Here is a 22,450-nt window from a genome sequence, read left to right as displayed (position 1 = left end):
CATGGAAATAAGGAGATTTTTTGCCAGCGTGAACGGTGGTGGGCGGAGCGGCTTGTTTGATAAAGCGGTCTTTTACGGGGTGGTAGTCGCGCTATGTTTGGCTGGGTGCCAAGCCAGGGAACCGGCAACAGTCGGCTTGAGCGGGATTGTCTATAACTACTCGCAGGATGCTCTGATAGCGGTATACATCGACGGCAAAGACATCGGAAGCATGGACGACGTTAAACCAGGCGAAGTAACCAGCGGGGGAACCATTTGCTGTTTCAAATTGCCGGCAAACGCAACCGAGGTTGAAGTTGAGGTAAAGCTACCCAAAGGGCAGGGCTACAAAACCATCGCCAAAATCGAAAAATGGTGGCCCGATCTGGCGCATTACGGCGTGGTGCACATCTTGCCTGGGCGGAAGGTAGTGATGCAGGTGACGCCTAGCGCACCTTCTCCCAGAAAGGATTTGCTGGAAGCTCAGCAACGCGCTCTCGGGATGGAAGTGAAAACCTTATTCAAAATTTGGGATGGCGGACCAATTGAACGTATTGATGGGAAGGGGAAATAATGGCTGACGTGCTTACACCCAAGGTTCGTTCAGTCGAGAACATGGTTCAGCGGGCAAGGGGAGCGACCCGAAAATCATCTTCACCGGCTTGCCCGGTATGCCATCTCAAGGCTTGGATTTCGGTATTTTTTGATGGTACGGGTAACCACCGTGAACGGGATTTTCCAAAATGCCATTCCAATGTGGCGGCCTTGTTCGATGCGCATCAGGACAATCCCGACGAGGGGATCATTCGTCTCTATTACGAAGGCTTGGGCCGTTCCTTCAGCTTTCGGGAACGCTACGAGGAAACCAAGGTTTATACCCGCGGTGGCGTACGTACATTAAAAACCGAGGGCTATCAAGAAGCCGACGACAGAAAATTGGGCAAGGGTTTTGCCGATGGCATTACCGAGCGCCTGGAAAAGGCATTGTTTGAACTCACTGACCAAATTGACCGCTTGAGGGGAAAACTCAACGTCGATGAAATCAACCTCGCCGTTTTCGGCTTCTCCCGTGGTTCGACGGAAGCGCGAGCTTTCCTGCATTGGCTGGCAGCCCATAGCAAGGTCAAGAAAGCCGGTACGAAACTGACTTACGACGATGTTCCCCTGAACGTGAAATTTCTCGGGATTTTCGATACCGTCGAGTCGGTTGGCTGGGCGGGCACCAACAAAATGCCCGAACTGATCAAGACCAAGGTGCCGGCTTTCGTGGAAAAGTGTACGCATATCGTCGCCGCCCACGAATTGCGCAGTGCGTTTCCGCTGACCCAGGTCGACCGCAATCATCGGTGCGTGGTTTATCCCGGTGCCCATGCCGACATCGGCGGCGGCTATGAGATGGATGAGCAAGGGCGCTCCAGTCAGCTTGCCCGCATTGCCCTCTTGCAGATGCTCGACGAGGCGCGCGGGGCCGGGCTGAAGATGAGGTCGCTGGGGGAAATGAAGGCAAGCAAGCGTTGGGACGAAAGGTTTAAACCTTCCTTCGACGTCCCCGCCACCGCTCAAAAATCCCTGAACGACTACCTTGCCGCTGTCAAACCGGCGGGTTCCATGACGCATCATTTTCAGGCGCACATGGATCATTACTGGCGCTGGATCGATTCGGGTCTGGCGATGGAGGATGTCGAGCAGAAACGCCAAGCATTCAAGGGCAACAAGGACAGGGAAGCGGATTTCCGCATCATGAAACACTTGCTGACCTTCACTGCGCGAACGCCGGAAGGGCGCGGCCAGGGCAAGATGCCAGTGAAGCGCGAGGGTATTCCAGCACCCGTCGAAAGTTTTTTTGAAACCTACGTGCATGATTCGTTTGAGCACTTTTCGGCAACGGGTGGAACCTTACAGACTGATGCCAGTACAGCAGACTATTATCATTTACGAACAGTTCTTCAGCCAGTTGGTTGATTGATTCATCGCGCCAAACTGATTTACTTCCGACTCATTCCAGCGGACGGCCCAAAGTGCCACTTTGGGCCGTCCGCTAAATTCACATCGACGAACTGCTCTCCGGCTGGAAAACCCAAGGCAGGCTCGTTCCCTACTGGCGCTGGAATCTGTCCGACACCGTAGCCTACCCAAGCGTGGCTATGAACGCTGTTACCCACATAGGAGCGCACGAGTCAAAACCATGACCTTACGGCCTTTCATTTTCTCCCTGCTATTACTTGCCTCTGTATCCATCCCCGCGCTTGCTTCCACCACGTCGCTACCTAAAAGCATCATGCAGCAGATACCGGCAGGCTACGAGGTTATCTCAACAGCGGAGGGAAACCTGGACGAAGACCAACTACCGGATTTTCTAGTGGCCCTTGGCCGAAAAGTTGAAGTGCAATTTGCTAAAAAAAACCCAACAGGGATTATTGGATATGACGCCCAACCTCGTCCATTGCTGATCTTCATTCAAAACAAGGATGGCACCTACCGACTGGCCAAGCGAAACGACCATTTGATTCTGCGCATGAATGAAGGTGGCCAGTGCGATCCCTTCGAGGACGGTGAGGATGGTTTAGTGATCAACAAGCGGTTTTTTACGGTCCAGAATTCCGTTGCATGTGGCCAGCACTGGAGCCTGTATTACACCTTCAAGTACAGCAAGGAACTCAAGGACTGGATTTTCCACAAGGAAATTTCTGAAACCTGGATATTGAATCCTCGTGCCAAAAATTCCGATGACGAAGCTCTGGTTCGTGGCGGCTCAAGTGTTATCTCGGCAAAAAAGAACGCACCGGTTCGATTTGAAAATTATCGCCCCAAGAATTAACTGCTGTATCGGGAGGAGCAATTTTGCCGATTCAATGCCAATTGTTATACGGACCCCAGGGTCCGTATAAGCAATGCTTGAGCGACCAAGTCATCAAGACAACCCATCCGATTTCCACCCCCCACCCAGCGCCTTGAACAGATCAATCGCCGCACCTAACCTGGCTTGGCGCATGGTGATCATCGTTGTTACGGCATCGTTGTGGGTGCGTTGGGCGTCAAGCACTTCGAGGTAGCCAGCATGGCCGGCTTCGTAGCGCAGGCGGGAAACGTCAAGCGCCTTGCGGGCGCTATCTACGCGGATGTTTTGGGCAGTTTCGGCTTCGCCGTCTTCACGCAGGCTGACCAGGGCATCCCGGACTTCCTTGTAGGCGGTTTGCAGGGAATTCTGCCAGGCGATCAAGGATTGCTGGTTGAGGGCCTTGGCTTGATCGACGCGGGCTGAGGTGCGGCCGAAGTCGAGGATGGGCATCAGCGCGCTAAGTCCGAGCGACCAGGTGCCGGAACCGGCGCTGAACAGATCGGACAGTATCTTGCTCTCGCTGCCGATGCTGCCGGTCAGCGTGAATTTCGGGAAGTAGCCGGCCTTGGCGATGCCGATACCGGCGTTGGTGGCGATCAACTCGGCTTCGGCCTGGCGGACATCGGGGCGGCCTTCGATCAGGTCGGAGGGCAGGCCAGCCGGGGGGAGCGGCGGCAGAGGCAGTTGGCGCAGATCGCCAGCAGCGAGCTTGAGTTCCGGGTTGCCGGTCAGTAGCGCCAGCTGGTGTTCGGCCAGGGCACGCTGCCGACGTTGTTCGGCGATTTGCACCTGTGCGGCGGCGAGCGCGCCTTCGGCCTGGTAGCCATCGAGTGGCGATACCAGGCCGGCATCGACACGGGTTTTCACCAGTTTCAGGCTGTCTTCGCGGCTCTTCAGGGTTTCGCTGGTCAGGGCTAGTTGGGCATCGTAGGCCCGTAAGGCCAGGTAGTTGCTGGCGACTAGCCCGGCCACCGTGATCCGGATGGAGTCTCGGGAATATTGGCTGGCCAGCAGGGTGGCTTGGGCGGCTTCGTTGGCACGGCGGACGCGGCCCCAGACATCGAGTTCGAACGATGTGCTGAGCCCGGCGCTGCGGGCGTGGCGAATCGCCGGTTGCGAAGCGACGTAAGTGGCCGTCTTGGTGCTTGCCTTGGTGTTGCTGCTGGCGGCCGAACCATCGATTTCCGGGAAGAACGAGGCGCCGGCTTCACGGGCCACGGCTTCAGCCTGTTCGACGCGGGCGATGGCCTGGCGGAGGCTGGCGTTGTTGCTTAGCGCCTGATCGACCAGATCGTTCAGCGTGGCGTCGTTGAACAGCGTCCACCAGCGCGGATCAATCGCCGGGTTGGGGGCAATCGCGACCGTCTCGGCTGGCTTGGCTTCGCCGAAGAGGCTGGGCAGCAGTGCCGAGGGGCGCAGGTAGTCAGGGCCAATGGCGCAGCCGCTAAGGGCAAAGGCCAGTGCCAGCGGTGTCAGACGGTAAAGAGCGGGGGAAATCATGCTTGTTCCTCCTCGTTGTTATCGAGGTGCGAGGGGTCGATCTGCTTGCCGCGTTCCAGCCACTTGAAGAATAGCGGGATGAACAGCGTGGCGATGAAGGTGGCAGCCAGCATGCCGCCGAAGACGCCGGTACCCATTGACTGGCGGGCCGACGCGCCGGCACCAGTGGCCTTGACCAGCGGGAAGACGCCGAGCACGAAGGCGAGTGAGGTCATGATGATTGGGCGCAGGCGCAGACGAGCCGCTTCGACCGCGGCTTCGGCCGCGCTCATGCCTTCGGCGTACTTCTGGGCGGCGAACTCGACAATCAGGATGGCGTTTTTCGATGCCAATCCGATCAGCACGACGAGGCCGATCTGGAAGTAGATGTCATTCGGCATACCCCGCAGCCAGATTGCAGTCAGTGCGCCCATCAGAGCGAAGGGCACAGCCATCACGACAGCGACGGGCAGCGACCACTTTTCATATTGGGCGGCGAGGATCAAGAAGACCATGATGATGGCGAAGCCGAAGGCTTGCAGCGAGGAACCTGAACTGCGTTTCTCCTGGAAAGCCTGGCCGGTCCAGGCAATGCCATAGCCGCTGGGCAGGGTTTCTTCGGCCACTTGTTCAACGATCTTGATTGCGTCACCGGAGCTGATGCCCGGTTTGCTGTCACCCATCACCTTGGCGGCGATGAAGCCGTTGAAGCGCTCGACCTGTTCAGGGCCGACGACGTTCTTCACCTTGCTGACTGCCGACAGCGGAATCATCGCGTTGGTCGTTGCGCTGCGTACGTAGACCTTGCCGATATCGTCCGCCTTCATGCGGTAATTGGCTTCGGCCTGCAACTGCACGCGATAGACGCGGCCGGCCTTGTTGAAGTCATTGACGTAGAGCGCACCCATCGTGCTTTGCAGCGTCGAGTAGATGTCGCCAATGGGAATGCCCAGCGCCAGCGCTTTCTGTTCATCAACTTCGACGAACAACTGCGGCACGGTTGGGCGGAAGAAGGTGGAAATTCGGGTGAATTCCGGATGCGTCTTCAGCGCTTCCATGAACGTCTGGATGATGTCGTTGAGCTTGCGGGCATCGCCATCGACACGGTTCTGCACGTAGACCTCAAAACCGCCGGCCGAGCCCAAACCCATGATCGGCGGGGGGTTGAACACCAGACCCATGCCGTCCGACTGCATCATGCCAATGCCCATGAACTTGCCAGCCAGATCCTGTGCCTTGCCTTGCCGTTCGGACCAGTCCTTGAGCGGAATGAACATGGTGCCGGCGTTGGGCTTGTTGCCGCCGCCGATCAGGTCGAAACCGGAGACGATGAAGGTGTGCTTGACGGCCTCGTCCTTGGCGATCATCTGGCGCATGCCTTCGCCGGTCTTTTCCGTGCGTTTCAGCGTCGCACCATCCGGCAGCATCAGCGCCGAGATCAGGTAACCCTGGTCTTCGGCCGGCACGAAACTGCCCGGGATGATGCGGAAGAAGGCCAGGGTGGCACCAATCACAGCCAGGAACACCAGAGAGCCAACGATACCGTGCTTGAGCGTGAAGCCGACGGCGCGGGTGTAGTTGCCGGTCAGACGTTCGAACATCCTGTTGAACGGAGCGAACAGCTTGTTCTCGGTGTGCTGGGCCTTGAGGAGCAGGGCGCAGAGCGCTGGCGTCAAGGTCAGCGCGACCACGCCGGAGAGCACAACGGCCACCGCGACGGTCACCGCAAACTGTTTGTAGAGCTGGCCGGCAATGCCACCGAGGAAGGCGACCGGGATGAACACGGCACACAGCACCAGCACGATGGCAATCAGTGCCCCGGTGACTTGATGCATGGCCTTGATGGCGGCCTGCTTGGGCGGCAGCTTCTCTTCGGCCATCAAACGTTCGACGTTTTCGAGCACGACGATCGCGTCATCAACGACGATACCGATGGCCAACACCATGGCGAACAGGGTCAGGGTATTGATCGAGAACCCGAACAGCCACAGGCCGGCAAAGGTGCCGATCAGCGAGATCGGCACGGCGACCATCGGAATCAGCGTGGCGCGCCAGCTCTGCAGGAACAGGAAGACCACTGCCAAGACCAGGATCATCGCTTCGACGAGCGTATGCACAACCTCGTGAATCGAGGCCGAGACAAAGCGCGTGGTGTCGAAAGGAATGACGTAATCCATCGCTTCGGGGAACTTGGTCTTCAATTCAACCATCTTGGCCTTGACCAGGTCGGCAACCTCCAGTGCATTGGCGCCGGTCTGCAGGAAAACGCCCATGGCGATGGTTGGCTGGCCGTCCAGCGTCACGCGCTGGTCGTAACTGTAGGCACCCAGTTCAATGCGCGCGATGTCCTTCAGGCGCAGCACGCCGCCAGGGCCGCTGGCGCGGATGACGATGTTGCCGAATTCCTCTTCACTCAGCAGGCGACCTTTAGCGGTTACCGTATAAACCAGTTGCTGGTCATTCGGAGCGGGTTCCTGGCCGATCTTGCCGGCGGCGTTCTGGGCATTTTGCGCGCTGATCGCGTTCGATACTTCAGTCGTCGTCAGGCCAAGCTGGGCCATGCGGTCCGGCTTCAGCCAGACGCGCATCGAGTAATCCTGCGCACCAAAAATGGTAACGTCGCCGACGCCCTTGACTCGCTTCAGTTCATCGACGATGTTCAGACTGGCGTAGTTGGACAGGAAGAGCGTGTTGTACTTGCCGCCTTCCGACTTCAGGGCGACGACCTGAAGAATGTCGTTGGAACGCTTCTGGACAATAACGCCATTGCGTCGAACCGCTTCCGGCAGGCGCGGTTCGGCCGCCTTGACCCGGTTGTTGACGTTGACCGAAGCCATGTCGACATTGGTGCCGACTTCAAAGGTCGCCGTGATGGTCACCGCGCCATTGGCACTGGCCGATGACGTGAAGTAGAGCATGTTCTCGACGCCGTTCAGCTGCTCCTCGATCGGCGCAGCCACCGTCTTGGCCAGCGTTTCAGCCGAAGCACCCGGGTAGGTGGCGGTGATCAGCACCGTCGGCGGGGCAATCTGCGGGTATTGCGCGATGGGCAATACCTGCGAGGCAACCAGCCCGGCAATGACGATGATGATCGAGATGACCGACGCGAAAATCGGCCGGTTGATAAAAAACTTTGCCATGGCCGTTCCTTACTGTTGCGTACGGGTGGTGGCGGATGTTCCCGATTTGCCGGCTACTTCCTGCGGCTTGCTGCCAGCTTGCTCGGCGCCGGGCACAACTGGCGGATGCGGATCGACCGGCATGCCAGGACGCAGCTTGATCAGATTGTCCACAATGACTTTGTCGCCAGCATTCAGGCCGCCGAGGATGACCCAGTCCTTGCCGTACCACTCGCCGGCCTTGACCGGGCGGGGGGCAACCTTGTTTTCCGGGCCGGCGGTCATGACCAGCGTGCCTTGCTCGGTTTGAAGTACGGCTGATTGCGGCACCAGATAGACACCATCGCGCTCACCGGTTAGCAGGCGGACACGGACGAACTGGCCGGGCAGCAGCTGGCCGCCGGCGTTGTCGAATTCGGCGCGCAAAGCCTGGGTACCCAGGGTGGTATCGATGTTGGTCGCGAGGAAATTGACTTTGCCGGGCTTCTCATATTTCTGGCCATTGGCCATGACCAGTTCGACGCCCTTGACGTCCTTGGTGCTGATGCGGCCAGACGGGAATTTCGCCAGATCGCTTTCGCCCAGGCTGAAGCGGACCCAGATCGGGTTGGTCTGGTAAATAGAGGTCAGCAGGCTGTCGCCGGTTGAGATCAGGTTGCCGTCCGATTTGATGGCGCGGCCGGTGGTGCCGGCGACCGGCGCCGTCACGGTGGTCCAGGAAAGATTCAGTTCGGCCTGGTGCAAGGCGGCCTGAGCCATCGCATTGGCGGAGACGGCATCGTCATAGTCTTTCTGGGCGATTGCCTTGGCTTCGGCCAAGCCTTTCAGGCGGCCCACTTCGCGGGCAGTCTGCTCGGCCTTGGCCTTGGCCTCGGCGAGAGCGATTTCATAAGGGGAGCGGTCGATCTGGAATAGCGGCTGGCCGGCCTTGACGGTTTCGCCTTCCTGATAGAGACGCTTGGTCAGAATGCCGCCGACACGGGCACGGACTTCAGTTTCGCGGGCGCCTTCGGTTTGCGCCATGATCTCGATGCTCGACGGCACCTTCTGCGGTTGCATGTCGAGGACAGTGACCGGCATTGGCCCCATTTTGGGTGGTCCGCCAGCGGTCTTGTCGCCGGAACACCCGGCGACAGCCAGTGCGCCAATGATGGCTGAAACGACGAAGGGCAGGGCCTTGCGAGGGAATTTTGAGGTTGGGGTCACGCCGGTTCTCCTTGATTATTTTTGCTGGCTAGATTATAAACATTCATGAATGTATGTAAATACGAATTTGTAACTAACCGTTATCAAGCATTTTAGGACGCATAAATTAACGGAAGTTCGTTCAGGAGAGAAAGTGGTACGCAAAACCAAGGAAGAAGCAGAGCAGACGCGGAAGCACCTGATCGACGCGGCGCGCACTGTGTTCCATGAGTGTGGCGTCAGCCGTTCGACGCTGGAAAAAATTGCCAAGGCGGCTGGCGTGACACGCGGCGCCGTTTATTGGCATTTCAAGGACAAGGCCGAGTTGTTCTTCGCCATGCGCGAAGATGTTTTTGCCCCGATGGTCGAACGGACCGATGCTTTATTGCTGTCGGATCAATTTGCCAATCCGCTCGACGCCATCGAAGCCTCGATCAAGGAGTTCTTCCGAGTCCTTGATGACTGCTCGGTCGTTCGTGAAGTGTTCGAGATCATGATTTCGCGCTGCGAGTATGTCGACGAGTTTGCCGCGGTACAGGAAGAAGTCGGCCGGCCGGCCCAGACCTTTCTGGCCAAGATTGAGCGCGTTTATCTACAGGCCGCCGAGCGGGGCACCTTGCGTCAGGGGCTTGATCCACACGCCACGGCCAAGGATACTTGGGCGTTTACCACAGGGTTGGTGCATCTGCTGCTCGGTTGCCAGAAGGGTTCGGATCTGCCGTCACGGGTGCCGGAAATGATTTCCGCCCACATGGCCTTGCGGCGGGCCTGAGCCGCAAGGCGTTCTTGATTATTTACTGCAGGCAGCGCGGATGATGCGCTCGGTCTTGGCTTCATCGAGTTCGGCGTGACCACCTAGTGCCGCATTGCCGTGATCGCGCAAGGCCTGCATGACGCGAGTTGCCGCTTCGGGGTCATTGGCGTCGGTGTCGCCCAGATGCAGCGGCATGTTCAGGCTGCGATAAAAACTTTCAATAGCGGCAATGGTCGTTTCGGCGGAGGGCTGGGTCAGGCCGAAAACGGCACGTCCCATTTGTTCCAGCTTGGCCCGTTTGGCTTCAATCGTTTCTCTCAGCAACGCCGGCTGGATGATAGCCAAGGTCCGTCCGTGGTCGATGCCATAAAGGGCGGTTAGTTCGACGGCCATCCGGTGGGTGGCCCAATCTGTCGGCACGCCAACACCGATGATGCCGCACAGGGCCTGGTTGGCCGCCCACATCAGGTTTTGCAGCCAGCCGATGTCGCGACGTTGCTCGAACGTGTCGGCCAGGGTTTTCAGGGCGCGCATGACGGCCTCGGCATAGCCGTCCTGAACCAAGGCGCCGACCGGATAGGTCAGATATTGCTCGCAGACATGGACGAAGGCGTCGACGACACCATTTTCCAGCTGACGGTCAGGCAAGCTGGCCAAGACCTGAGGATTCAGGATGGCAAAGCGTGGCCGGGCCGGCTGGACATAAAACACCCGCTTTTCGTGATTGGCGGCGCGAGTCACCACGGCGCCGGCATTCGATTCCGAGCCGGTCGCCGCCAGGGTCAGCACCACGCCCACCGGCAAAGCGCGTTCCACTTTGTGCTTGCTGCTGACGATGTCCCAGCCGTCACCGTCGTACAAGGCGGCGCAGGCGATGTATTTTGCGCCGTCGCTGACCGAGCCTCCGCCAACAGCCAGGATGAAATCCAGCTTTTCGGCCCGCACCAGGTCGACGGCGCGGTTGAGCGTTTCGAAGGTCGGGTTCGGCTCGACGCCAGCGCATTCGACGACCTGATGACCGGATAAGGCCTGTGTTACTTGCTCATAGACCCCGTTTTTCTTGATCGAGCCACCACCGTAGAGCATCAGCACCCTGGCGCCTTGGGGCACCAGTTCTTTCAATTTGCTGAAGCTGTTCAATCCGAAGTGAATCTGGGTCGGGTTGTGATAGCTGAAGTCAAAAAGGTGCGGCATGGCGGTTTTCCTTCGTGAGGGTTTGTTCGGTGCGGAGCTGTCAGGATTTGTCTATGGCTGATTTTGCCCGATTGCTTCGGCTAGCGGCCCAGCTTAACAGGGGCAAGCGGGGCCATCGCGATGCAGTTGGCCAGGGCGATATCGCCGATTCAATCGGTGGTGTTCTAGCGCGTTTCGTCCACAATCATCACCATTTTGGCTTCAATCTCGGAAGCAATCCGGGATAGTTCGGCATTTTCGCCAAGCTCCGCCAGCATCGTGCTCGGGCGGGCCAGGCTAATTTTGGTGGCGCCGTTTTCGGTAAAGATTGAAATCCGCCACGGCATGGTCAGACTGAGTTGCATATCGGTGGCGAGCATTTTCTCGGCGTACCGGTAGTTGCAGATCTCAAATACCTGGCATTCTTCGTCGAGGCCGATACCTTTGCGGGAGAGGATTTCGCTGAAGTCGTAGGTATGCAGGATGACAAAGCCAAGGCGCTGGATAACAGGATCCAGGTCGAAGCAAGCTTCGTAAAATGATTTGCTGCTTTCAACGATGTAAAACAAGGAAGTTCCTTTCTGCGGCCCTCTCGGGCAATCCTCGGGGCGCAACAGGCGACAGCCCTAATTTAAGGGAAAAGCAGAATTCTGCCTGATCCGGCGCGTAAAAACAGATAGCCGGTTCAGTTCGCTGCGTTTGCTTTCGAAAGCGGACGGAGCAGCCCATTGCAGCAGGGTTTTAAAGTCGCAGCCGAGGCGGCTACTGCCTAATCAACGGAAATCACGACAATTGATTTCAGGCCACAATGCGGCGACAGGAACGGTATAGCCATACTGCTTTTTAGCCGCTTTCGGCGACAACTCGTCGCGGCAATACAGGCGCGCCAGTTCATCTTTTGCGTTCCACAGAACGACGACTTCCTCGCCGGATGGTGGGGCCGACGAAAAGACCAGTCCGGAGTCGATTCGCCAGCCACTGATCGGCCTACGGCTGGATGGATCGACTCCGAATGTCTGCGCCTGGCGTTGGCCAAGCCGCTCCAGATAGGCTTCGACCAGAGGCCAGGAGGCATGCGGAAAGCGTAGCATCTGACTACGCAAGCCGTGCTGCCCAAAACCAAAGACGACGATATGGGCCGGAATACCCCAAGCCTCTCCGATATTGGTCCAGCAATCGTGGGTATCGTCTTCCTGCAGTCGGTTTTGCGGTTCCAGTTCCGCCCGGCTGAAACAGCTCAGCCGATGCCCGCCAAGCGCAACGCGTGACTTGAGTTCGTCAACCGAGAGTTGACCGGGCAGAGTGTCAAATTCATGTATCCACGGCTTGGCTGCGCGACGCTCGGCTTCATCGCTGGCCGCGTAGCCTTGCTCTCGCGCCCGATAATCAGCGTAGCGTTGATAGATGAGCATGCCTGCCACAGCCATCAAAATGAGGGCAAGACAGGTTTTCAGCATTTCGTTTGCCGGCGTGTTTTTTCCGCACGGCAGTTGCTGGCGCGTCGCAGGTTTTGCCTGATCGAGAAAGGCGATGAGCAGGATGCTACAAAATGTCGTGCTTACAGCGGCACCCCAGCGTACGCCATTGCCCAACCCCGGCAGAAAGAAGCCAATCAGCGTCAGTGTGCATGCCAGCAGGGCGGTGAGCTGACCAAACCACCAAAACCAGCGGCCGACATGATGATAGGCGGCCACCGCATCGACGCCATCAATGCGGTCGATGATCGAAGCCAATGCAACGGTAATTCCGCAATAAGCGGCAATTGCGCTCAAGATCATCGGAGGCCCCTGCAAGGCGGTGTACAAGCCTAGAGGCAGGGGAAAACGCCCAGCCAGAAGGATCAACACGCCAGCAAGCAGGATAAGCCCGCCACCGAGCATTTTGGTGTCTGGTATGCCGCCAGCTTTTTTCATGGCTTGATCTCACGAATGGCAGTTATCCGGCGGATGGTGTCGGGGTGGGTGCCCAACAAGTCACCACGGGCTTTGCCTGACTCCTGCAATTTGCCCAGCGCGCTGACCAGCGCCTCGCTTGAGGCGCAGCATTGCAGCAAACGGCGGGCAGCGAATGCGTCCGCCTCGGCTTCTGCCTCGCGGGAATAGCCTGACATGGCGAGCAGGGCTCCGGCGCTGGCGATGACCGACGACATATCGCCAAACCAGGCGGCCATGACCAGAGATATCGCAGTTCCTTCGATCAGTTGCTGTATGCCGTGGTGGTGTACCACGTGGCCCAATTCATGGGCCAACACGCCGACGATTTCTTCGTCAGTGAGTTTGGCCACCAGGCCGTCAAGGAGAACGATGTCACCTGCGGGCAGCGCGAAGGCATTGGCACCCAATGTGGGCGATCCCCTGAAATGCAGGCGCCACACCGGCGAATTGGTGTCATTCAGGCGCGCCCTTGCGTATTCGAGAATCTGTTGCTGGCGTGGGGCAGGAAGCACGCTGCTTGTCAGCAGACCTTGGTCGGCCTGGGCCAGCGCCAGATCGGAAATGCGCTGGACGGCAGGACTCGGCACATGCGGGGCCAGGCCTTTTGCCAGGGCAGGCAAGCCCCAGATATAGGCGCTGGCAAAGATCGAGCACAGTGCGAGCAAGGATGCCAATGCCCAGCGCCAGTGGCGCTGCATACGGACCACCAGTGATTCGCGAAGGTCGGCTTCTTGCAGCAATTTGGCCAACGCCGTCTCGTTGCTTACTTCGCAACAGGCCCCATCGAGGAATTCGATGCAGCGAGATGCACCGGCCAGCGGTTCGCCAAAATCAATGTCACTCAGCTGGTCGGTGCGATTAACCGTTGGGCCAGACAAATACAGGCGGCCATCGCGAATGCTCAGACTCACGTCGTGCCGGCGTGCGCTGCGGCCATCGTAGTACGAGGCTTCAAGCATCAGAAAGATACGTCGAGACCCATGACGTCAAGCGCTTCGCTGCCCAGCGCCGCAGGATTCTCTGCCGCTTCGGAAACTGCCTCGCGCAGGGTCTGGGGGCTGGCAATGGAAAGATTGTTGGCCCGGAAATTGGCAAGACGAATCTGGGCAAATGGCCAGAAAAATCCAAGCGTGAGTACCGTCATCAGCCAGTTGGTGACAATCAGGCCAATATACGAACCGACTTTCTGCGTGCTGATGAATGTCGTTTTGCCATAAGACAGATGATTCCAGAACAGGTTGATACCGACCACGCGAATCCATGGCACGACGATTGAATAGACCAGGACCAACGCAACTATGGCTGCCTGCAGGAAGAGCATGGCCATGACCAGGCCAGCCATGCCGCTTTTTCCAATGATTGGGATCACGATGGCGAATAGCGAACCAATCAACAAGACCTGGGCCAGTACGCCAAGGATCAACGGTGCTTTCATGGCGCTATAGAAGATGGAAACTTGCCCGGCATAGTTGCACTGGCGATCGCCAAAGTGCAGATGGCTGGCCAGGAAAGCTTTTTGTTTCTGGATGAACGCCGGGACATAGATACCAAGTGTGATCAGCGACAGACCTCCGTGCACCAGATAGAGGAGAAGCGCTTGCTGATAAGTACCCGAAAAACTGAGGCGAACGCCGCGATAGCTGGTGTTACGGGCACGAAAGCGCATCGATTGAACCATCAGCCACGGAAAAGCCAGGCCAAAAAAGGCCAGCCCACCGAGCTTGGCCGCTCCACCGAGTTTGTCGGTCACGCTCAGAATAGCCAGCAGGATGACCAGCAGGATGCGTCCAAGGAGAATGGCTTTGGGCTTGCCGTGATAATTGAGGGCGGCACCGTCAATAATCAGGTTGCAATGGAAATACTTCTCTCGCCGAACTTTGGCCCAGGCCGAGTAGATGCCCAGCGTCAGGAAGCTCAGGACCATGTTGACCAGCCAGATCCGGAAATACTCGCCCCCGTTACCGCGAAACGCGACCTGGATTTCCTCGTCGTCCCGGGCGACGCGTGGCGGTGCGGAGGGGGGGGCTGCAGCGGTCGACAACGGCGATTCAGATATGGCTGACCTTGAACTGCTCGGGCTCGTTGCATGTCGTGACAGATCGTATTCAGCCCGGCAAGCAGGATCGGAAAGCACCCGGTAAGCCTCGCGAATTGCTTCAAAATGCGAGACCGGTAACGGGTTTTCGGAGTTCATCCGCTCGCGAAATTTTTTCAAGGCCTGCGCGTAGGCATTCTTGATCTGTGCCTCAAGGGCATCGGCGGTCACGCCAAGCGTGGCGTAATGGCAAGCGGCTTCCAATCCTTACTCCCTGACTGATTTTTTGTTTTTCGATATTGGCAGCCGATTCCGCGAGGTACGAGGATTTTGTATGCCAAATGCGTACTCTATCACGGCAACTTAACTTCTTATGATTTTGATGATGTTCCTGGCTTGCTGTCCCGAAGTGCGGATTTCCGCACTATTTTATTTTTCATGAGCGGGAAACCGCATTATTCTTTGTTCCCGGGAGTATTCAAGGTTTTGTTTTTTCAATTTATTCAATTGCTTGACAGATTTGTTCTGGCTGGCACATCTCCTGCAATTGCATTTGAACAATCCGCGCTGCGGCTAACGAAAAACTCTGGAGGAAATATCCATGTCCAAGACCATTTGCCTTGCCCTGATCGCCGCCTTTGGCGTTGCTACCCCTCTGGCCGCCCAGGCCCAGACGCCTGATGTCGTTCGCCTCGGCAACCTGAAGTTTGCCCACTACGGCGCCGTCTCCTACATGAAGGAGGCCTGCGGCAAGTACAACCTGAAGGTCGAGGAGCGCATGTTCCCGAAGGGACCGGACATCATGCCGGCCATCGTCGCCGGTGAAATCGACATCGCTGCGCTGGCGTCCGACGGTGCCATTTCCGGCCGGGCCAATGGCGTGCCGATCTACACCGTGGCAGGTTTCGCCAAGGGCGGGGCACGGATCGTTGCGGGGATCGATAGCGGCATCAAGAGCATTGCCGATCTCAAGGGCAAGAAGGTCGGCGTCACCCGTGGCGGCGCCCACGAACTGCTGCTTTACGCGGAACTGGAAAAGGCCGGCCTGACCTGGTCCGACAAGCCGGGCAAGGACGTGCAGGTCGTTTTCCTCGCCTTCGCCGACCTCAACCAGGCGCTGGCCGCCAAGCAGATCGATGCGATGAACCAGTCCGAACCGCAGTCTTCGCAGGCGATCAACAAGAAGTTTGGCGTCGAAATCATGAAGCCCTACACGACCAGGATGGGTGAGCCGGTCCGTCTGCTGGTCATGACCGAGAAGATGTACAACGAGAAGAAGGATGTCGCCCAGCGCCTGATGAAGTGCTTCGTCGAGACCACCACGCTGTTCAACAAGGACACCGCGCTGGCCGACAAGTATGTGCGCGAACAGATGTTCAAGGGGCAGATCACCTCGCAGGATTTCAAGGATGCGATGGATAACGCAGATTACACCTACGACGTGACGCTGGAGCATGTGGATATCACCACCGAGTTCATGCAGAAGTACGGTGTCGGCCGCATGGCCAAGCCGCCGAAGGCGGCCGAGTGGGTCAAGCTCGACCTGCTGCAAAAGGCCAAGGCCGATCTGAAGGTGAAATAAGCCATGCTGCAGAAAATGAAAGACTTCGCTCACGGTGCGCTGGTGCCGGTGCTCTTGCTGATTCTGTGGGAGGCCGGCTCGCGGGCCGGCCTGTTCTCGGAGGTGCTGCTGCCGTCGCCGACGGCGGTGGCCATCAAGTGGTGGGCCTACCTGATGCCGGGGCAGCCGCAGGAAGCAGGGCAGAGTACGCTGGCCTGGATGTTCTCCGGCGAACTGCCGCATGACGCTTACTCCAGCCTGTTCCGCGTCATTGCCGGCTTCCTGATCGGTGCCGGTCTGGCCTTGCCGTTCGGTCTGCTGATGGGGGCCAGCACCCGCATCTACGCCCTGTTCAACCCGCTGATGCAGATCCTGCGACCGATTCCGCCGATTGCCTACATCCCGCTGGCGATCCTCTGGTTCGGGCTGGGCAATCCGCCTTCCTTCTTCCTGATCGCCATCGGCGCCTTTTTTCCGGTGCTGATGAACACCATCGCCGGTGTGCGGCAGGTGGATGGCATCTACCTGCGGGCAGCGCGCAACCTCGGCGTCAATCAATGGACGATGTTCACCCGAGTGATCCTGCCCGCCGCCACGCCCTATATCCTGGCCGGCGTGCGTATCGGCATCGGTACCGCTTTCATCGTGGTGATCGTTTCCGAAATGATCGCGGTCAATGACGGCCTCGGCTTCCGCATCCTCGAAGCCCGGGAATTCATGTGGTCGGACAAGATCATCGCCGGCATGATCACCATCGGCCTGCTTGGCCTGGCCATCGACACGGCGGTTAGCCGACTGAACAACCACCTGCTGCGCTGGCATCGCGGCCTGGAGCACTAAGCATGGCGCAAATCCATATCAACAACGTACAGAAGGTCTTCAAGACGCCGGGCGAGGATGTCGTCGCCCTGAAGGACATCAATCTCGAAATCAAGGCCGGCGAGTTCGTCTGCCTGCTTGGCCCATCCGGCTGCGGCAAGTCGACCCTGCTCAACGCGGTGGCCGGTTTTGCCTTGCCCTCTGGAGGTGAAATCACCGTTGAAGGCAGGAAGATCATCGCCCCGGGGCCGGATCGCGGCATGGTGTTCCAGGAGTACGCGCTTTTCCCGTGGATGACCGTGGCCCAGAACATCGCTTTTGGCCTGGAAGTCCAGAAAAAGGACAAGGCGGAGATCGAACTGACCGTGAGCCAGTTGCTCGAACTGCTGCACCTCAAGGACTTCCGTGATCGCTTCCCGAAAGACCTGTCCGGTGGCATGCGCCAGCGCGTTGCCATCGCCCGCGTGCTGGCCCTCGACTCGCCAATCATGCTGATGGACGAACCGTTCGGCGCCCTTGATGCGCTGACCCGGCGCAACCTGCAGGACGAGTTGCTGCGCATCTGGAACAAGTTGGGCAAGACCATCCTGTTCGTCACCCATTCGATCGAGGAGTCGATTTACCTGGCCGACCGCATCGTGGTCATGACCTACCGCCCCGGTACCGTGAAGCGTGATCAATACGTCGATATGCCGCGCCCGCGCGATCCGTCGTCGGCCGCCTTCAACGATCTCAAGCGCGAACTTGGGCGACTGGTCATGGAAGAGCAGCAGCGCCATGCCAACGACGAATTGAAATTGGCTGCGGTCGACTGAGAGAAATGGCCCAAATCGCTACGACGACGGCGTGAACCACATCGATCACGCCGTCCGGCCCAGCCGCCGCAACTTGCTTATGCTCGGGGCGGCGGTCGCTTTTTGCCTGCTGCTCGGCTGGCTGGCCTACCGTACCTTGTTCGCCGTCACCCTAGATAATGAGCGACGACTGGCTGCGCAGCGCCTTGATGCCTTCGCGTTATCGCTGGAAGCCACGCTGTCGCGGCACGAATCCTTGCCTGGCCTGCTGGCGCTGGATCCTTCGCTGGCCGCCGTGCTCGGTGAGCCGGACAGCCAGCCGCGGATTGCCGCCGCCAATGCCTATCTCGAAGCGGCCCAGCAGGGGGCCAACGTGGCGGTCACGTTCCTGATCGATGCGCAGGGCAAGACGGTGGCCGCCAGCAACTGGCGCCTGCCGCGCAGCTTTGTCGGCCACAACTACGCGTTTCGCCCGTATTTTCGCGATGCGCTGGCCAATGGCCTTGGTCGTTTCTACGGTGTTGGTGTCACTACTGGTGAGCCCGGTTATTTTCTTGCAGCGCCGGTGCGCGAGCAGGGCAGGGTGCTCGGCGTGATCGTCCTCAAGGTCGGGCTGGAGAGCATGGAGCAGGCCCTGGCCAATGCCGGCGATACCCTGCTGCTGGCCGATGCCGATGGCGTCGTCTTTTTGTCATCCGACCGCCAGTTGCGCTATCGGTCGCTGGCACCACTCGGCGATGCGGTCCAAGCCCGGCTGGCTGAAACACAGCAATACGGTATGCAGCACATCACGCCGTTGGCCGACCAGCCGTTGATGCTCACCGCGACGCAGCCGGTGCGCCTTGCCTTGTCTGGTGAAGCGCCGCGCGAACGGCTGATCCACGCTCGCCCGGTTGGTCACTCCGGCTGGCAGGTCGTGCAGCTTGGCGACCCCGGCGAGGCCCGGGCCACCGCCCTTGGGGCCGCGGCGGCGGTGGCCTTTGCGGCTGCCTTTACCCTCGGTCTGGCCGCCCATTTCCGCCACCGGGCCCGCCGTCGCGACGAGCTGCGCCGCGTCTATGACGAACTGGAAAACCGCATTGCCGAGCGTACGGCCGATTTGACCGAGCAGATCGCTGCCCTCGAAAGCACCAAGGCCATCCTGCGCGAAACCCGCGATGCTGCGGTGCAGGCCGGCAAGCTGGCGACGCTGGGCCAGATGTCGGCCGGCATCAGCCACGAACTGAACCAGCCACTGGCCGCGTTGCAAACCTTTGCCGACAACGCCTCTGCCTTGCTGGCGCGCGGTCGTTACGAAGAGGTCGCCGAAAACCTGCAAATGATCAGCGAACTGGTCGATCGAACCGGGCGCATCGTTCGGCAGCTCAAGACCTTTGCCCGCAAGGAAGCGCCGACGCCGCAGGCGGTGACGGTGGCCAGCGCCATCGAGCATGCGCTGATGATCGTCGAGCCGCGTCGCCGCGAAATCGGTGCCCATATTGTCGTCGAGCCGCAATCGGCTGCACTGCTGGTCATCGCCGAGGCAGGCCGGCTGGAACAGGTTCTGGTCAACCTGCTGCGTAACGGGCTGGATGCCATGGCCGGTCAGACTGCGCCGGTGCTGGAAGTGGCTGCCCGACGTGAAGGCAGCGTGGTCAGCATGGCCGTTCGCGATCATGGTGCCGGCTTGTCGGACGAGGCGCGCAACCACCTGTTCGAACCTTTCTACACCACCAAGCCAGCCGGCGAGGGCCTGGGCCTCGGGCTGGCGCTATCTCTGACCATTGCCGAAAGTTACGGCGGCACGCTGAGCGCGCACAATGCGCCCGATGGCGGCGCTGTCTTCGTGCTGACCTTGCCAACGGCAGGAGACCCGAATGCCTCATCTGACACTTGAATACACCCGCAATCTAGCCGGCTTCGTCCCCGCGCACGCACTGGCAGCGGTCAATGAAGCGATGTTCGATTCCGGCCTGTTCAGCGAACCGGATATAAAAAGTCGCGCCATTGGGCTCGATTGTTTTCAGGTCGGTGTCCGGCCGGGCAAGCGTGGGTTCATCCATGTGCGAGTCGCCATGCTGGCCGGACGCAGCAGCGATGAGCGTCAGCAACTTGCCGAGGCGGTGCTGGCTGCGTTGAACACCACGGTCAATGGCGAAAAAGGCATGGACATCCAGCTCAGCGTGGAGACGGTCGATCTCGACCGCCCGAGCTATGCCAAGGCGGTGATCCATGGCTGATCACCCGGTCTTTCTGGTCGAGGACGATGCCGCCGTTCGCAAGGGCTGCGAGCAGGCCTTGTCGCTGGCTGACATTGCGGTGCGCGGCTTTGCCGATGGCGAATCCATGCTCGCTGCGCTGGCGACATCAAGCCCGGCCTTGGTGGTGACCGATGTCCGCCTGCCCGGCAAGGACGGCCTCAGCCTGTTGCGCGAACTGCGCCAGCTTGACCGCGAACTGCCGGTGCTGCTGATGACTGGTCACGGTGACGTGGCGATGGCCGTCGAAGCCATGCGCGAAGGGGCTTACGATTTCATCGAAAAGCCGTTTCCTTCTGAGCGCCTGATCGCCGCCGTGCGCAGCGCCCTGGAAAAAAGGGCGCTGATTCTGGAGAACCGCCTGCTGAAGGAGCGTATCGGCGACAACGGCGTGGCCCCTATCATCGGCCAGTCGCCGGCCATGCAGCATATCCGGCAACTGGTCGCCACGCTGGCGCCGACCGGCGTCGATATCCTGATTAACGGCGAAACCGGCAGTGGCAAGGAGGTCGTGGCTCGTGCCATTCACGAAGCCAGCGGCCGGCGTGGCCCTTTCGTCGCGATCAATTGCGGCGCCTTGCCGGAAACGGTGTTCGAGAGCGAATTGTTCGGCCACGAAGCCGGCGCCTTCACCGGGGCAGGGAAGCGACGTATCGGCCGCATCGAGCACGCCAACGGCGGCACACTGTTTCTCGATGAAATCGAATCGATGCCGCTCAACCTACAGGTCAAGCTGCTGCGGGTGTTGCAGGAACGCTGTGTCGAACGACTCGGCAGTAATGCTTCGATTCCGGTCGATTGCCGTCTCGTCGCGGCCAGCAAGGTCGATCTCAAGGCGGCCTCGGAGGCTGGCCAGTTTCGGGCTGACGTTTATTATCGGCTCAATGTCGTCAGTCTCGAATTGCCGCCGCTGCGCCAGCGTCGCGAAGATATTCCGCTCCTGATGGCGCATTTCCTGCACGAAGCGGCGCAGCGCTTCTCGCGGCCGGATGCGGTCTGGTCGGCGGCCGAACTGGCCCGCTGGTCAGCTCATGCCTGGCCCGGCAATGTTCGCGAACTGAAGAATGTGGCCGAACGCTGGGCGCTCGGCTTGCCTGATGCGCTGGGGGGCAACGCAATCCAGCCAGACACCACGCTGCCGCTGGCCGAGCAGGTCGATATCGCCGAGCGCGCCATTATCGAAACCGTCCTTGGCCAATCGGCCGGCAATGTGGCCCGGGCCGCTGAACTGCTGCAGACGCCGAAGAAGACGCTTTACGACAAGCTGGTTCGCCACGGGATCAATGTCGAGAGCTTCCGGTAGGGCATCGCCGGCCGTTTTTCAAAAATAAGAGCGGGTGGCTAATAGGTCATCTGCAGCCCTAATGTGAGGGGCTGCGCTCAACTCCGGCGCCATTGGTTTCCACCGGAAGCAAGGCCTTCAGCAGTGCCTTGTGGAAGCCATCCGGATCTTCGATCTGCGGTGCATGGCCGAGGCCCGGAAACTCAACCAGCTGTCCGCGCGGAATTCGCTTGATGACCGCCTTGCCCAGAACGTCGTAACGGCCAAGTTTTGCCTTGATTTCCGGGGCGGCGATGTCGCTGCCAATGGCGGTGGTATCCGCATCGCCAAGCATCAGCGTGGTTGGTACTTTGAGCAGGGGAAATTCATAGACCACTGGCTGGGTAAAGATCATGTCGTAGATCAAGGCCGAATTCCAGGCGACCAGCTTGTGGCCCGGACCTTGATTCAGCCCGGCCAGCATGTCCACCCAGCGTTCGTAGGCCGGCTTCCAGCGGCCGCCGTAATAAACGGATTTTTCATACTGACGGACCCCGTCGGCCGATAACTTCAGTTCCCGTTCATACCATTGGTCAACGGTTCGATTCGGGACACCGAGTGCTTTCCAGTCCTCCAAGCCAATCGGATTGACCATGACGAGCTGTTCAACGGACTCCGGGTACATCAAGGCGAAGCGGGTTGCCAGCATGCCGCCGGTTGAATGTCCGACCAAAATGGCGCGTGTTATGCCGAGCTGCTTCAACAGCGACATAGTGTTGGCGGAGAGTTGCTGAAAACTGTATTGGTAATACGCGGGTTTGCTGGATGCGCAGAAGCCTATCTGGTCAGGAACGACCACCCGGTAGCCAGCATTGGTTAGCGCGCTGATCGTGGTTTCCCAGGTTGCGCCGCAGAAATTCTTGCCGTGCATCAGTACCGCTGTCCGTCCGTTAGGCTGGCCCGTAGGTGGCACATCCATATAGCTCATCTGGAGGTTTTGCCCCTGTGAGACAAACGTGAAATGCTGAATAGGATAAGGGTAAGGGAAGCCTTGGAGTTCAGCACCGTAGCCAGCCGTGTTGCTTGCCGAGCAGGCGTAGCCGGTTGCAGTGAGCATCAGCGCCATCAAGAGTGCGTTCATCGATCTGCGCATCAACAGCTCCTTTATGGGGGTAGCACACGTTCATCGATCGGTTACGGCATAGAGCCCACCGGAAGCCGCCATTTTACTACCGGGCCTCAACAGGCATTTTGTGAACCCGATTCACCAGGTCGTCAGCC

At 59.1% G+C, this 22,450-nt stretch carries 19 protein-coding genes; 10 read left to right on the top strand and 9 right to left on the bottom strand.

What is annotated here, in order from left to right; translation table 11 throughout:
- Position 1 precedes the first annotated feature (1 nt).
- The 3 genes from DARO_RS11170 (at position 2) to DARO_RS22830 (ending at position 2,797) form a co-directional block, all read left to right on the top strand.
- Entirely contained in the window at positions 2 to 553 is a 552-nt protein-coding gene (locus tag DARO_RS11170) for a DUF3304 domain-containing protein (RefSeq protein ID WP_011287907.1), read from the top strand.
- The gene (locus tag DARO_RS11165; RefSeq protein WP_011287906.1) at positions 553 to 1,941 is read left to right on the top strand and encodes a T6SS phospholipase effector Tle1-like catalytic domain-containing protein; all 1,389 of its coding nucleotides are present in this window, start codon (positions 553 to 555) and stop codon (positions 1,939 to 1,941) included. Before DARO_RS11170 ends, DARO_RS11165 begins: the two co-directional genes overlap by 1 nt.
- Before the next feature lie 223 nt (positions 1,942 to 2,164).
- Complete coding sequence (locus DARO_RS22830; protein ID WP_011287905.1) at positions 2,165 to 2,797, top strand: hypothetical protein; 633 nt, start codon at positions 2,165 to 2,167, stop codon at positions 2,795 to 2,797.
- Positions 2,798 to 2,890: 93 nt separating this feature from the next.
- On the opposite strand, the gene DARO_RS11155 is transcribed toward DARO_RS22830, so the two are convergent.
- The 3 genes from DARO_RS11155 to DARO_RS11145 are packed head-to-tail and all read right to left on the bottom strand — an operon-like array spanning position 2,891 to position 8,622.
- Positions 2,891 to 4,318, bottom strand: coding sequence for an efflux transporter outer membrane subunit (locus DARO_RS11155; protein WP_011287904.1), 1,428 nt, complete (start codon positions 4,316 to 4,318; stop codon positions 2,891 to 2,893).
- On the bottom strand, positions 4,315 to 7,437 hold the full coding sequence (locus DARO_RS11150; RefSeq protein WP_011287903.1) for an efflux RND transporter permease subunit: 3,123 nt from the start codon (positions 7,435 to 7,437) through the stop codon (positions 4,315 to 4,317). Before DARO_RS11150 ends, DARO_RS11155 begins: the two co-directional genes overlap by 4 nt.
- A 9-nt stretch (positions 7,438 to 7,446) precedes the next feature.
- The gene (locus tag DARO_RS11145; protein WP_011287902.1) at positions 7,447 to 8,622 is read right to left on the bottom strand and encodes an efflux RND transporter periplasmic adaptor subunit; all 1,176 of its coding nucleotides are present in this window, start codon (positions 8,620 to 8,622) and stop codon (positions 7,447 to 7,449) included.
- A gap of 133 nt (positions 8,623 to 8,755) precedes the next feature.
- Here DARO_RS11145 and DARO_RS11140 point away from each other — a divergent pair, with 133 nt between their 5' ends.
- Positions 8,756 to 9,373, top strand: a complete 618-nt coding sequence (locus DARO_RS11140; protein ID WP_011287901.1) for a TetR family transcriptional regulator — start codon at positions 8,756 to 8,758, stop codon at positions 9,371 to 9,373.
- A gap of 18 nt (positions 9,374 to 9,391) precedes the next feature.
- On the opposite strand, the gene DARO_RS11135 is transcribed toward DARO_RS11140, so the two are convergent.
- The 5 genes from DARO_RS11135 to DARO_RS11115 all read right to left on the bottom strand — a co-directional run bounded on the left by DARO_RS11135 (position 9,392) and on the right by DARO_RS11115 (position 14,761).
- Positions 9,392 to 10,549 (bottom strand): iron-containing alcohol dehydrogenase, encoded by a 1,158-nt coding sequence (locus DARO_RS11135; RefSeq protein WP_011287900.1) that lies wholly within the window; start codon positions 10,547 to 10,549, stop codon positions 9,392 to 9,394.
- A 164-nt stretch (positions 10,550 to 10,713) separates the two neighbouring features.
- Positions 10,714 to 11,142: a DUF302 domain-containing protein gene (locus DARO_RS11130; protein ID WP_011287899.1), complete on the bottom strand. Its 429-nt coding sequence runs from the start codon at positions 11,140 to 11,142 to the stop codon at positions 10,714 to 10,716.
- Between the two features lie 159 nt (positions 11,143 to 11,301).
- Entirely contained in the window at positions 11,302 to 12,441 is a 1,140-nt protein-coding gene (locus DARO_RS11125) for a hypothetical protein (protein ID WP_041224343.1), read from the bottom strand.
- Positions 12,438 to 13,421 carry a M48 family metallopeptidase gene (locus DARO_RS11120; RefSeq protein ID WP_011287897.1) on the bottom strand — a complete coding sequence of 328 codons (984 nt, stop codon included), beginning with the start codon at positions 13,419 to 13,421 and terminating at the stop codon, positions 12,438 to 12,440. Before DARO_RS11120 ends, DARO_RS11125 begins: the two co-directional genes overlap by 4 nt.
- Positions 13,421 to 14,761 carry a DUF898 family protein gene (locus DARO_RS11115; RefSeq protein ID WP_041224342.1) on the bottom strand — a complete coding sequence of 447 codons (1,341 nt, stop codon included), beginning with the start codon at positions 14,759 to 14,761 and terminating at the stop codon, positions 13,421 to 13,423. The genes DARO_RS11120 and DARO_RS11115 overlap by 1 nt, the downstream gene beginning before the upstream one ends.
- Before the next feature lie 337 nt (positions 14,762 to 15,098).
- Between DARO_RS11115 and DARO_RS11110 the strand changes: the two genes are divergently transcribed.
- From DARO_RS11110 to DARO_RS11085, 6 genes are read left to right on the top strand one after another with little or no spacing between them, the layout of a single operon-like run.
- On the top strand, positions 15,099 to 16,079 hold the full coding sequence (locus tag DARO_RS11110; protein WP_011287895.1) for an ABC transporter substrate-binding protein: 981 nt from the start codon (positions 15,099 to 15,101) through the stop codon (positions 16,077 to 16,079).
- A 3-nt stretch (positions 16,080 to 16,082) separates the two neighbouring features.
- The gene (locus tag DARO_RS11105) at positions 16,083 to 16,898 is read left to right on the top strand and encodes an ABC transporter permease (protein WP_011287894.1); all 816 of its coding nucleotides are present in this window, start codon (positions 16,083 to 16,085) and stop codon (positions 16,896 to 16,898) included.
- 2 nt (positions 16,899 to 16,900) lie between these two features.
- Entirely contained in the window at positions 16,901 to 17,692 is a 792-nt protein-coding gene (locus tag DARO_RS11100; RefSeq protein WP_011287893.1) for an ABC transporter ATP-binding protein, read from the top strand.
- A 31-nt stretch (positions 17,693 to 17,723) separates the two neighbouring features.
- Positions 17,724 to 19,547, top strand: coding sequence for a sensor histidine kinase (locus DARO_RS11095; RefSeq protein WP_497462965.1), 1,824 nt, complete (start codon positions 17,724 to 17,726; stop codon positions 19,545 to 19,547).
- Positions 19,528 to 19,890 (top strand): 5-carboxymethyl-2-hydroxymuconate Delta-isomerase, encoded by a 363-nt coding sequence (locus tag DARO_RS11090; RefSeq protein ID WP_011287891.1) that lies wholly within the window; start codon positions 19,528 to 19,530, stop codon positions 19,888 to 19,890. Before DARO_RS11095 ends, DARO_RS11090 begins: the two co-directional genes overlap by 20 nt.
- Positions 19,883 to 21,211 (top strand): sigma-54-dependent transcriptional regulator, encoded by a 1,329-nt coding sequence (locus tag DARO_RS11085; protein ID WP_011287890.1) that lies wholly within the window; start codon positions 19,883 to 19,885, stop codon positions 21,209 to 21,211. The genes DARO_RS11090 and DARO_RS11085 overlap by 8 nt, the downstream gene beginning before the upstream one ends.
- Before the next feature lie 58 nt (positions 21,212 to 21,269).
- Here the strand turns inward: DARO_RS11085 and DARO_RS11080 are convergent, their stop codons facing one another.
- Positions 21,270 to 22,322: an alpha/beta fold hydrolase gene (locus DARO_RS11080; RefSeq protein WP_011287889.1), complete on the bottom strand. Its 1,053-nt coding sequence runs from the start codon at positions 22,320 to 22,322 to the stop codon at positions 21,270 to 21,272.
- Positions 22,323 to 22,450: the final 128 nt, after the last annotated feature.

Source organism: Dechloromonas aromatica RCB, assembly GCF_000012425.1.
The sequence above is the reverse complement of the archived record's forward strand: the minus strand, read 5'-3'. Positions and strand labels throughout refer to the sequence as shown.